The organism is Streptoalloteichus tenebrarius (assembly GCF_024171885.1).
Taxonomy (GTDB): Bacteria; Actinomycetota; Actinomycetes; order Mycobacteriales; family Pseudonocardiaceae; genus Streptoalloteichus; species Streptoalloteichus tenebrarius.
Genome location: NZ_JAMTCP010000005.1, coordinates 242,279 through 253,757, shown reverse-complemented (window position 1 = coordinate 253,757; position 11,479 = coordinate 242,279). Strand labels below are relative to the sequence as shown.

General features: G+C 73.2%; 10 protein-coding genes. All 10 read right to left on the bottom strand.

Features of this window, described 5'->3' with window-relative positions:
* Positions 1-47 precede the first annotated feature (47 nt).
* Entirely contained in the window at positions 48-929 is an 882-nt protein-coding gene (locus tag LX15_RS07905) for an endo alpha-1,4 polygalactosaminidase (protein WP_253668835.1), read from the bottom strand.
* 237 nt (positions 930-1,166) lie between these two features.
* On the bottom strand, positions 1,167-1,826 hold the full coding sequence (locus tag LX15_RS07900; protein ID WP_253668834.1) for a spherulation-specific family 4 protein: 660 nt from the start codon (positions 1,824-1,826) through the stop codon (positions 1,167-1,169).
* Entirely contained in the window at positions 1,814-2,746 is a 933-nt protein-coding gene (locus LX15_RS07895; protein ID WP_253668833.1) for an NAD-dependent epimerase/dehydratase family protein, read from the bottom strand. Before LX15_RS07895 ends, LX15_RS07900 begins: the two co-directional genes overlap by 13 nt.
* Entirely contained in the window at positions 2,743-3,459 is a 717-nt protein-coding gene (locus tag LX15_RS07890; RefSeq protein WP_253668832.1) for a nucleotidyltransferase family protein, read from the bottom strand. The genes LX15_RS07895 and LX15_RS07890 overlap by 4 nt, the downstream gene beginning before the upstream one ends.
* Positions 3,460-3,477: 18 nt before the next feature.
* The gene (locus LX15_RS07885) at positions 3,478-4,485 is read right to left on the bottom strand and encodes an SDR family NAD(P)-dependent oxidoreductase (RefSeq protein ID WP_253668831.1); all 1,008 of its coding nucleotides are present in this window, start codon (positions 4,483-4,485) and stop codon (positions 3,478-3,480) included.
* Positions 4,486-4,509: 24 nt separating this feature from the next.
* Positions 4,510-6,012: a hypothetical protein gene (locus tag LX15_RS07880; RefSeq protein WP_253668830.1), complete on the bottom strand. Its 1,503-nt coding sequence runs from the start codon at positions 6,010-6,012 to the stop codon at positions 4,510-4,512.
* Positions 6,009-7,487: a GT4 family glycosyltransferase PelF gene (gene pelF, locus LX15_RS07875; RefSeq protein ID WP_253668829.1), complete on the bottom strand. Its 1,479-nt coding sequence runs from the start codon at positions 7,485-7,487 to the stop codon at positions 6,009-6,011. Before pelF ends, LX15_RS07880 begins: the two co-directional genes overlap by 4 nt.
* A 14-nt stretch (positions 7,488-7,501) precedes the next feature.
* Positions 7,502-9,610: a hypothetical protein gene (locus tag LX15_RS07870; RefSeq protein WP_253668828.1), complete on the bottom strand. Its 2,109-nt coding sequence runs from the start codon at positions 9,608-9,610 to the stop codon at positions 7,502-7,504.
* An 884-nt stretch (positions 9,611-10,494) separates the two neighbouring features.
* Positions 10,495-10,914, bottom strand: a complete 420-nt coding sequence (locus LX15_RS33490; RefSeq protein ID WP_372502461.1) for a helix-turn-helix domain-containing protein — start codon at positions 10,912-10,914, stop codon at positions 10,495-10,497.
* A gap of 112 nt (positions 10,915-11,026) precedes the next feature.
* Positions 11,027-11,479, bottom strand: a complete 453-nt coding sequence (locus LX15_RS07865) for an NUDIX domain-containing protein (protein WP_253668827.1) — start codon at positions 11,477-11,479, stop codon at positions 11,027-11,029.

Here is an 11,479-nt window from a genome sequence, read left to right as displayed (position 1 = left end):
GTGACGCGGGCCACAGGCGCATCAAGTGATCAACACGTGGGCGCGGCTCAGCAGGGCCAGCGCGCCGCGTCGAGGTCCTTCCGCTTGCGGATGGAGCTGAGGCCCAACGCCTTCGTCCTGGCGCAGAACCGCTCGTTGGACACTGTGTACTCGGCGTGGAAGACCGCCTTGCCCGCCCTGACGAACGGGGTCAGCCGCTCACACTCGTCGAACTCCGCGCACTGCTCGTTCACGGCGAAGTCGAACTCGCCCACGAGCTGCGGGATCTGGTCCAGGTCGTTCTTCAGGCCGATCGCCAGGCCGCGTTCGTGCGCCAGGCGGGCCAGCGCCCGGTTGTAGGCGAGCTGGTGCTCGGCGGTGATCGGGAACCCGCTGTCGTGCTGGTAGGCGTCGACCAGGTCGGCCTCCACCGCGTCGAACCCCTTGGCCGCGCACTCGTCGAAGCGGCGGGCCATGAGCGGTTCGAGGACGTCGAGGCGGCGGATGTCCAGCCACCGTTCGCCCTTCCAGTCGTTGCCCTGGCCGAGCACCTGATCGGGGAAGCGCTCGCGGTCGGGCCGGAAGTCCTCGTAGGCCCCGACGTTGACGTAGCAGATCACCCGGCGTCCGCGCTCCTTGAGCGCCTTCACGGTCTCCGCGCTCGTCTCCACCCCGTCGACGTCGTAGACGGCCGCGTCCACGTCGAGGTCGATCTGGCCGTGGAGCTGCCACTGCCAGGTGGTCCCCGGCGTCGGCACCCACCACTGCGCGGGCGTGGAACCGGGTGCGCCGGTCGTTCCGGCCGGGGGCGACGGCTGCGGCGAGGTCACCGGCGGAGGGGGCGACGCGGAGGAGTCGGCGGGTCCGGGGTCGTCGCGCGACCCGCCGGAGCAGGAGGACACCAGGAGGACCAGGAGCAGCAGACCAGCGGGAGCCTTCCGCACGGCCACCTCCGACTCATCGCGTGGGCCGCCCCGGGCGTCGCCGGGCGGCCGACGTCATGCGGACGAGGAACAAGGAACGAGGAACAGACACAATGGACACAATGGACACGGGGAACACGGAGGACACGGCGGGCACCGCGGCCAGCTTCGTCCATTGAGGACAGTACACAGAGGACGAATCACGAGGGGGCGCGCCGCCGGGGGCTCCCACGCCGGCCGGGAGGGCCTGGCCACTCATGGTAGTCACCGCCATGGCGCGGGCAGCCTCCGCCAGGGGTTGGCCCCGTCGACCGCCGTCGTCGTCACGAAGCCGACGTGCCGGCGCGCCGCCAGCCGACGCGCCCTCCACCGGGCCAGGCGCGGCGCGCCGTAGACGAGGTGGCAGAACCGCTGCGCCGGAAGGCAGTGCGCCCACGACGGCACGACGAGCCGGCGGTAGGAGCGCCACGGACCCTCGAACGTGACGACGAGGTCCGCCAGCTCGACGTAGCCGAGATCCGGGTAGACGCCGGGGTTCATCGTCACCTCGACCGCCCCGTCGTCCCGGAGTGCCGTGACGGCCCCGGCGTAGTGCGGCAGGCCGGCGCGGTCGGCCCGGACGCGGTCGAGGAAGACCCGGTCCACGCCGTACCAGCGCCGGTACCGCGCGGCGTCGCGGAGCAGCGCGTCCTTGGCGCGCTCGCCGTAGGCGGTGTCCAGATAGCCCGCGACCGGGACGCCCGCCGCGACCAACGGGTCCACCACGGCGGCGAACTGGGCGTCCCTGACGGAGCCCGGGCCGTCCGCCAGGTTCAGCACCACCAGGCGCGGGCGGGTGCGCGCCGAGGCCAGCCGTCGCCAGTCGTCGGGCGCGACCCCGGGGTGGAAGTAGGCCGGCACGACCATGCGGATCAGCGGGCGCACGCCGCCGCCCAGACGTCGACCAGGGTGGTGTCCAGGTCCCGGCGCGGTCGCCAACCCAGCGCCTCGGCCGCGGCCGAGACGTCGGCCCGCTGCCACGGCACGTGCGCGGAGCGGTCCGAGCCGGGTTCGGCCTCCCTGACCGACGCCGACGACCCGACGATCTCCAGGAACCGGCGGACCAGCTCCCTGGCCGTCCGCGCCCTGCCGCTGCCGACGTTGAACAGCCACCGCCCCTCCGAACGCCCCTCCGCCAGCCGGTCCGACGGCGCGGTGGCCGCCGCGAGGACGGCGTCGGCCACGTCCCTGGCGTCCACGAAGTCCCGGTGATCAGCCAGCGGCCCCAGCCGGACCTCGGCCGACTCGGCCTGCTCGACCAGCCGGCCCAGCAGGCTGGAGGCCGGCGCGCCCGGCCCGACGGGGTTGAACACGCGCAGCACCAGCGCGTCGAGCCCGGTCCGCCTGGCGAGGCGGAGGATCTCGGTCGCGCCGAGCTTGGTCACGCCGTAGACGCCGACCGGGCGGGGCGGGGTCTCCTCGGTCACCGGCTCCCCCGGCTCGACCCGCCCGTACTCGGCCGCCGAGCCCAGGTGCACCAGGCGCGCCGAGGGGGTGGCCGTCAGCAACGCGGCGGCGAGCGCGCCGACGGCGGTGGTGTTGACCGCCGCCATGGCGGCCGGCGGGCCGGTCACGGCGCCGGCGGCGTTGACCACGACGTCCGGCGCGGCCTCGGCCAGCAACGCGGCCAGCCGGTCGACCGAGGCCTCCGCCAGGTCGACCGGCAGGTGCGGCCGGTGCGGCCGGTCACCGCCGGGCGCGCGACGCCCGGCGGTGACCACCTCCGCCCCGGTCTCCGCGTCGAGCCGGTCCCCGACGTGCCGGCCCAGGAAGCCGGACGCGCCGAGCAGGAGGTACCGCGTCACGCCGGCGCCCCCAACAACATCGGGCGCAGCAGGTCGAACTCGGCGTTGGCCCGGTCGTAGTCGTCGGGCCGACCGATGTCCAGCCAGTAGCCGTCGAAGGCATACTCCCTCGGCGGGGTGTTCGCGGCGAGCAGGTCGAGCACCAGCTCGTCGAAGCCCAGCGGCAGGCCGGGCTCGTAGCGGCGCAGCGTCTCGCCGCTGACGCCGTACACGCCCATGCTGACCCGGTAGTCCAGCGTGGGCTTCTCGGCGAACTCCACGATCCGTCCGTCCTTCGTGGACAGCACACCGAAGTCGATCCTGACCTGGCGCTGGTAGGTCGCCACGGTCAGCGGAGCGGCGTCGGCCACGTGCCGTCCCAGCAGCAGGGCGAAGTCCAGGTTGGTGAGGACGTCGCCGTTCATGACCAGGAAGTGCGGCGGCAGGCGGTCCAGCATCCCCAGCAGCGGGCCGATCGTGCCCAGCGGGGACTCCTCCTCGGCGTAGTCGACGGTCATGCCCCAGCGGCTGCCGTCGCCGACGTAGGAGCGGATCAGGTGGCCGAGGTGGCCGATCGCCAGCGTCGCGCTGCGGAACCCGGACCGCGCGAGCTGGTGGAGCACGATGTCGAGGATGGAGTAGTGGTCACCGATGGGGACCAGCGGCTTGGGCAGGCAGGTGGTGTAGGGCCGTAACCGGGTTCCCTTGCCACCGGCGAGGATCACTGCGTGCACGGCGTTTCCCTCCTGTGACTACTGGTTGTAGAACTCGGGCTTGTAGCGGCGGAGGTTGTTCGGCTCCCGGAACCACTCGATGGTCCGCAGCAGCCCCTCGTCCCTGGTGTGCTCCGGCCGCCAGCCGGTGCGCTCGCGCAGCCGGCTGGCGTCGCACAGCAACCGCATGACCTCGGAGTCCTTGGGACGCACGCGCTCCGGGTCCTCCACGACCTGGACCTGGCGGCCCATCAGCCGGGCGATGTCCTCGACGAGTTGTCCGATCGAGACCTCCTCACCGGTTCCGGCGTTGAACTGCTCGCCCACGACGGCGTCGGCCGGCGCGGTGCCGACCGCCAGGAACGCGGCGGCGGTGTCGGCGACGTACAGGAAGTCCCTGGTCGGCCGGAGCGAGCCGAGCCGCAGCTCGTCCACGCCGGCGGCGAGCTGGCTGATCGTGGTGGGGATGACCGCCCGCGCCGACTGGCGGGGGCCGAAGGTGTTGAACGGGCGCAGGATCACCGCCGGCACCCCGAAGCTGAGGTGGTAGGACTCCACCAGCTTGTCCGCGCCCACCTTGGACGCCGCGTAGGGCGACTGCGCCTGCACGGGGTGGTCCTCGCTGATCGGCACGGTGCGCGCCGTGCCGTAGGTCTCGCTGGTGGAGGTGTGCACCAGCCGCGGCGTGCCGGCCTCCCGCACGGCGTCGAGCACGTTCAGCGTGCCGACGACGTTGGTGTCCACATAGGACCGAGGCGCGCGGTAGGAGTAGGGGATCGCGATCAGCGCGGCCAGGTGGTACACCACCTCGGCCCCGGCGACCAGCTCCCGGACGCTCGCCGGGTCGCGCACGTCGCCCAGCACCACCTCCACCTCGGCCAGCACGTCCGCCGGCAGCGACTCCAGCCAGCCCCAGGAGCCGAACGAGTTGTACAGCGCCATCGCGCGCACGCGGTGCCCCGAGCGCACCAACAGCTCCACCAGGTGCGAGCCGATGAAGCCCTCGGCCCCGGTCACCGCCACGGTTCCCCGCGATCCGTTCGTCATGCCATTCTCCTCCCACTTCCCCCCTCAGCCATGGAGCGAGGCCCGCCCCAGCACCGCCCCGGCGTAGGCCAGCAGGACGGCGAACCACGCGCCGACCACGCCGACCTGGGCCAGGACGGGGTCGGGCCCGGCGAGGGACGCCGGCCCGAAGACGATCACCGCGTCGACGGCGAGCGCCGCGACGCCGGTCGCGAGCGCGACCGTGTTGACGCCGAACGCCTGCAACGTCAGCGCCAGGAACAACGCCCCGCCGAGGAGGACCGAGGTCGCTCCGGCGAGCACCAGGCCGGGGGTGATCCCCCTGCCGGAGGTCAGCGCGACCCCGGCGGTGGTGAGCAGCGCCGCCGCGGTCAGGTACCGGGCGCAGGCGACCAGCAGGGCGCCGCGAGCGCGCCGGGCGAACTGGGTCGTGCGGCGGGTGCGCCGCAGCAACAGGAAGGTGCGCCGTCGGTACCAGGTGAGGTTCCACTCCGCCGCGCCCATGCTCAGCGACAGGGGAACCGCACTCCACACGGCCGGGTGGGCGCTGGTCGTCGGCACGCCGCCGGTGATCACCAGGAGCAGGCCGGCGGCGACCACGCCGAACACCGCGTGCGGGACGGCCGCGCCGATCTCGGCCCAGCGCAGCGGGCCCTGCGTCGCGTTCTGCGCGGCTTTGGTCCGCAGCGCGACCAGCACCACGACCGCGAGCAGGCAGCCGAGGACGAGCACCCGCACCGGCCACGCCAGCCGGACCGGTTGGCCCAACACGAGGTGCACCCCGCAGGCCAGCAGGGCGGGGGCGAGCGCGGCCAGCAGCCACCACTCCGCGCCCAGTACCAGCAGCACCGTGGCCCCGAGCAGGTAGACGCCCTGCCCGCCGGCCAACACGGCGGCGGCCGGGCCGGCGTCGACGGCGAGGGCGAACGCGGCGACGACCGCCACCGTGACCGCCGAGGTGAGCAGGAACCCCCGCCGCAGCAGGCGGACCGCGCCGCCCCGGTCCGACCGGCCCAGGCGCGACCAGCCGACGTAGGCCAGCCCCTGCCCGAGCGGCCAGGACAGCAGCAACGCCACGACGAGCACCGTGACCTGCGCGCCGCCCGCGACGTCCGGCGCGAGCGCGGCCGTGCACAGGCCGGGCAATCCGAACAACGCGCCGCGCAGCACGTGGGTCAGCGGCCGTGGCCGCCAGGGGCACGGCTCCTCCACCGGCTCGCCGGGCCTGGGTGGCACGAGTTCGTGCAACAGCTCGGCCAACGCGAACACGTCGGCCACGCCGTAGCGGCGGCGCGCCGCGCGGTCGTTGACGCCCTGCGCCTCCAGCGCCGCCGCGATCTCCAGCACGTCGACCGCGTTGGCGCACACCGACTCCATCTCGGCGGCGAGCCGGAGGACCGGGTCGGGGGTCTCGGTCGAGGTCGGCGACGTCGTTGTCGTTGTCGAGGTCGTGGCGGTCCCGGCCATGGCGGTCCCGGTCGGGGTGCGGGCGGCTCTCGGCTCCCCGAGACCTGGCGGAGCCAGCTCGGGGACCGTTCCCGCGCTCACCCGGACACCGCCGAGGCCGCCAGCCCGCCCCGGGCCGCCCCGCCCGACCGAGCCGCCCCGCCCGACCGAGCCGACCGGGCCAGGCCGTGGTACAGCTCGTCGAACGTGCCCACGGCCTTGTCCACGGTGAACTCCTCCAGCGCGCGGACACGCGCCGCCATGCCGAGGCGCTGCCGCAACTCGGGGTCCCGCAGCAGCCGCAGGCACGCCTCGGCCATGGCCTCGGGATCGCGGGGCGGCACCACGAGCCCGGTGTCGCCCACCGCCTCGGTCACGCCGCCGACGTCGGTGGCCACGGTCGCGCGGCCACAGGTCATCGCCTCGATGAGCGTGTACGGGAAGCCCTCCGAGATGCTGGAGAGCACGACGACGTTGCCGGCCGCGTAGGCGTCCCTGATCTCGGGCACCCTGCCCTCGAACGCGACCGCCCCGGTGAGGCCGAGGTCGGCCACGAGGTCCTGACACCGCTGGTGGTAGCCCTCGCCGCCCCTCGGCGTCCCGCCGAAGATCCGCAGCCGCGCCTCGGGGATCTCCGCCCGCACCAGGGCGAACGCCAGGATCAGCGTCTCCAGGTCCTTGATCGGGTCGATCCGGCCGGCCCAGCTCAGCGTGGGCGTGGCCGGCTCGGCCCCGGCCACCGGGAAGGCGGCGGGGTCCACTCCGTTGTAGACGGTGCGGATGCGGGCCGCGTCGGCGCCCAACCGTTCCTCCCAGCGTTGGTTGTACTGGTTGCCAGGGGCGATCAGGTCCGCCGAGGCGCACGCGAGCGCGCACAGCCGGCGGGTGAAGGCGAGCAGCAACGCCTTGACCGGCCACCGGTAGGGGGCCGCCCGCAGGCCGAGGTACCGCTCCCTCAGGTAGATCCCGTGCTCGGTGAGCAGCAACGGGGTCCCGTGCTCCCAGCGGGCCGCCAGGCCGACGAGGGCCGCCAGGCCGTTGGCGACGCAGTGCGCCGCGTCGACGCGGGGCGGCGGGATCGTCAGCGGGCGCAGGGAGTTCGCCAGGAGCCCCAGCGCCAGCACCGCGTCGGCCACCGTCGGTTCCGTCGCCGCGTAACGGGGAACGCGGTTCCACCGCCGGGACAACACGCGCACCGCGAGTTCGTCGGTCATGGCGGCGACGAGGTCGTGCTCCCGCGCGAACTCCGCCATCGCCTGTAACGACCGGGCGAACAGCAACCGGGCGTGCTCCTCCTGGTCGAGCAGGGACTCGACCATGACCTCCAGGAGCGGGAGGAACCGTTGACGCGCCACCCGTCCCGGGCGCCGGGAGGGGGCCGCGGCCCACAACGGGACCGCGGTCACCGCCGACACGTTCGCCGGCAACTCCCACACCGTCGGCTCGCCGCCCGTCCCGACGAGCGCGACGACGTGGAAGTCGTGTCCGGGCAGCCCCCGCACGAGCTGGTCGCACCACACGCTGACCCCACCGAAGCTGTGCGGGTAGGTGCCTTCGGTGATCAGTCCGATCTCCATCGCCGGGCGCGGGCTCAGCCGGTGGCCGTCGCGGGCCTGACGACTGTCAGCGCGCCGGTGGCCAGCCGGGTGAAGGCGGACCGCTCGCCGCCGTAGGGCTCGCCGAACGCCGCGCCGGTCGCGCTGCCCACCCTGCTGCCCTCGGGGACCGTCAGCGGCACCTCGATCCCGGCGGGGCCGCGCACGGTGATCACCGCGCCCCGCTGGTACGCCTCGACGTCGCCGCGCTCGACGGCCGCCCGCCACGCCGCCTGGCGCTGGAGCTGCCGCCCCGCCTCGGAGAGCCGGGGGTTCACGACGGGCGCGTTGGCGGCGTAGACGTCGCGGTACCCCTTGAGCACGCCCTCCAGCACCGGGTAGAGGATGCGCTCCTCGGCGAGGTTGGACTGGTGCACGTAGTGCGGGCGCGGGTCGTTGGCCAGCATGTGCCGGAGCGCGGTGCGGACCTCCAGGGGCACGATGTACTCGCCGTACCCCCTGGCGGGGTCCAACGGCTTGATACAGGTCGTCGTCTGCGGGTGGTCGTCGCAGATGCCGCTGCCGCCGTCGGCGCGCGAGGTGTAGATCCAGTTGTACTCGTCGACCTCCTCGGCGGCGGTGGCGACGTTGTAGAAGACGTTCATCGGGTGCCGGGGCACCGTGGTGGCCGGGCCGATCGCGCGCTGCGTGGAGTCGCGGGAGTTGTCGGAGCCCAGCCACCCGATCCCGGACTGGGCCAGCGCGGGCGCGAGGTTGGGGTTGTCGACGGGCTGCTGCGGCAGCAGCAACATGCCGGAGTGCTCGCCCGTGACCAGCTCGTCGGGCCGGATCGCCAGCCCGTGGGCGCGGGCCCACTGGACGTTCTTGGTGATCTCCTCCGCGATCTCCTGCTGGCTGACGTAGAGGACCTGGCCGGTTGCCGGGTCGGTGGCGCAGCGCCACGGGCGGACGGTGAAGTCCTGGACGCACCCGAGGTAGGGGTGCGAGTAGGTGTGGTTGGCCCACCGGAACGACGAGGACGCCGCGAGGAACGCCGTGGTGAGCGGGTCGACGCCGTCCCGCTGGACGACCTCGTCGCTGCCGCCGCCGTTGTAGAGCAGTTCGAGCTGGAAGTTGTTCCTGAGCTGCCAGAGGAGCAGGTTCGTCACGTCCGACGGGGTCATGCGGATGTCGCGGGTCTCAGGGACGCCGGGCGGGCAGTCGTCGCCGGGCGTGCAGTTGCCCGAGGTGCTCCACCGGGAGTCCGGCAGGAACACGTCGTCGACGTGGACGGAGAAGTAGTTGCGCAGGTGCCCCAGGTGCACGCCTTTCGTCAGCCACGAAACCCAGCCGTGGGCGAGGACCTGCGACTGGCGCTGGTCGGCGTTGCTCGCGTAGGTGAGCACGAGCCGCTGACGGCCGTCCTGGTGCAGGACGCCGGCGAGGACGCCCCGGTCGGAGGTGCCGGGGATGGGCGCGGTGAGCAGGGGCTCGAACCGGCGGCCGACGGCCGGATCGTCGGGCAGGGGTTGCGCCAGGTAGCCGTAGGACTCGGCGACCCCGGGGGCGACGTCCTCGAACTGGACGGCCCCCCTGAGGTAACGGAACGGGCCTCCGGTGGCCACCGTGGCGGTGACGCCGTCGAGGGCGCCGGCGTAGCGCGGGCCCTGGAGGCCCACGCCGGGCTCCGGCCAGGAGAAGGCGGCCAGCTCGCGGACGCCGAAGCGGCGCTCGTAGTCGGCCAACGCGACGCGCTCGGCCTCGCCGAGGTCGGGCGCCGAGGCGTTGGGCAGCACCACGGCCTGGAACTTCGCCCTGTCCACCCCGTCCACCTGGTCGGCGAGGAACTCGGGGGTGATCGTCGGCCGGGAGCGGTCGGACAGCTCCACGACGGTCGTGGGCACGCCCTCGGTCTGGAGGGCGCGGCGGATCGCCTCGACCGAGGCCTGCCCGTCGGTGACGAGCAGGACACGCAGGTCGATCCGGGGATCGGCGGCCACGGCGGGCGGCGCGCCGAGCAGCGCGGCGACGAGCGCGAGCGCGGCGCCCAACGCGAGGCGGACCGGGCAGGCGGTCCGGCGTGGACCGACCGGCCGTTCCCCGCGCGCCGACCGTCGGGGGCGGGCGGCGCGCGGAACGGCGCGATTCCTGGCAGCAAAGGCCATCGACGCGAACTCCAATCAGCCGGCAGGGGCGGCGGCGACACACGGGACTCGGGGCCGTGCATTCGATAGCGCCGACCCGACTATCGGAGGGTAGTGAGCGAGCCATTACCAACTTCGTGCTCGATTTCCGAACCGAGACATTTTTCACTCCAACGGAGCATCAACTGGGCGGCCCGTTACGTCAGCGAGCGGACACGTGGTTCGTCCGTCCAGCTCAGCGCGTTCGCGCATGAATTGCGTCGGCAACAATGCCTCTCGTTTGCCGAAACAACGAACCCAACCAAAGTCGGTACCTACCGACCAGTAACCCCGAAAAGGCGTCGTTCCCCCACCCCCGGCCGGCCCAGCCCGTCCGTCAACGCTTTCCCGCTGTTCGGGAAAGGCCAGGAAAACAAAACGGGCGAAACGCGCAGGAGTCGTTCCGCGCCGCCGAACGTTGGAAAACGTTTTCCCGCCGGCGATTGCTGCGCCCGGCCCAGGGTGCCGCGTCCGCGCGGCGAGCCACGCCAGCGGGGACGCTCGCCCGGCGGGAGATCACGACGGCCTAGGGGTTCGAGGGGTTCGAGGGCTCGCGCCGGGTTAGGGACTCGGGGCGCGGACCCGCCGGCAGCCCCTACGGAACCCCCGCAGCCCCCCAGTGGAGCCCGTCCGGCCCCTGGGGCCCCTGGTGACGCGTGGGACCCCCCTGGTGACGCGTGGGACCCCCCCTGGTGACGGGTGGGGAACCTCGGGGGCAGCCCGGAATGTCCAGGGCGATCGGTTCGCCACAACTCCTGGCCGCCTACGCGGGCCTCCGAGATGGGCCGCGGCTGAAACCCGCCCTTACCGATCTCCGCGACCGCACCCGCCACGCATGGTCACGTGCCTCCAGGGGAGGGCACTTGTCACGCGCATCGGGTGTTCAGTACCGCACTCCGATGCTCGCTCCGTACTCGCGGAGCCCGGCCGGTGGGCGCCCAGGGGCTTCCAGCAGAGCGGAGACAAGTCGTTGGGCGGAGGGCCGGCGAGCGTCCTCGGGCGCGACGTCGTGTGCGGCCCGGAGCGCATGGAAGGAACGCTGGCCTCGCGCGCGCCGAGGTCGTGGATCGTGGCGGTGAGAACGCCTTGACCAAGTGCTCGATGAGGCGCAGATCCGTGATGGGCCGCCGCCCGGTCTCGTGGCGGGACATGGTGGCCGGGGACCACCCGCAGCGGGCCGCGGCTTCGGTTTGCGACCATCCGCGCTGTTGGCGGGCCTGCCGAAGGAGATCTCCCAGACGCTGACGTCCTGTCGATCGCCATGGTGTCCGCCCGGACGTGGACATGGTCACCACCCCTGCGCCGGCATCGTGGCCCTGGATGGTCGTGGGGACTAGCGACGTTCGGGTTACGGGTCCTTGCCGATGACGCAAGGACCCGTGCCCCGTCGGGCGTGAGTTACGTGGTGGCCAGATGCTTCGTCAGCAGGTCGGCGACGTTGTGGCTGACGGGACGCTCGTCGACCCGGGAGATCCAGGCGTGGTCGCTGTGCTCGCTGAGCGTGAGAGGTCCCGGCTGGGCCACGGACACGGTGAAGGTGTGCTGGCGGGTGCGCCGGCCGCTGCCCGAGGTGTAGTCGAAGGAGCCGAGGTAGCCGGTGACCTCGGCGACCTCCAGCCCGGTCTCCTCGGCGACCTCGCGGTGGAGGGCCGTGAGCAGGTCCTCGCCCTCCTCGACCTTGCCGGAGGGCAGTTCCCACAGGCCGGGGAGGAACTCCTCGTCCGGTCGGCGCTGGAGCACGAGCACGCTTCCCCCGTGATCGATCACGGCGCCGACCACCGCCCGGTCGATCCCGTCCGCGGCGTCCTTCGCCACGAGGGTCTGGAGTTGTTCGGTGAGGCTGTTCGACAC

Bases quoted from the DNA above. Each gene is read 5' to 3' on its own strand.
- LX15_RS07885 (WP_253668831.1), bottom strand. From the start codon at position 4,485: ATGACGAACGGATCGCGGGGAACCGTGGCGGTGACCGGGGCCGAGGGC.
- pelF (WP_253668829.1), bottom strand. From the start codon at position 7,487: ATGGAGATCGGACTGATCACCGAAGGCACCTACCCGCACAGCTTCGGT.
- LX15_RS07870 (WP_253668828.1), bottom strand. From the start codon at position 9,610: ATGGCCTTTGCTGCCAGGAATCGCGCCGTTCCGCGCGCCGCCCGCCCC.
- LX15_RS33490 (WP_372502461.1), bottom strand. From the start codon at position 10,914: ATGTCCACGTCCGGGCGGACACCATGGCGATCGACAGGACGTCAGCGT.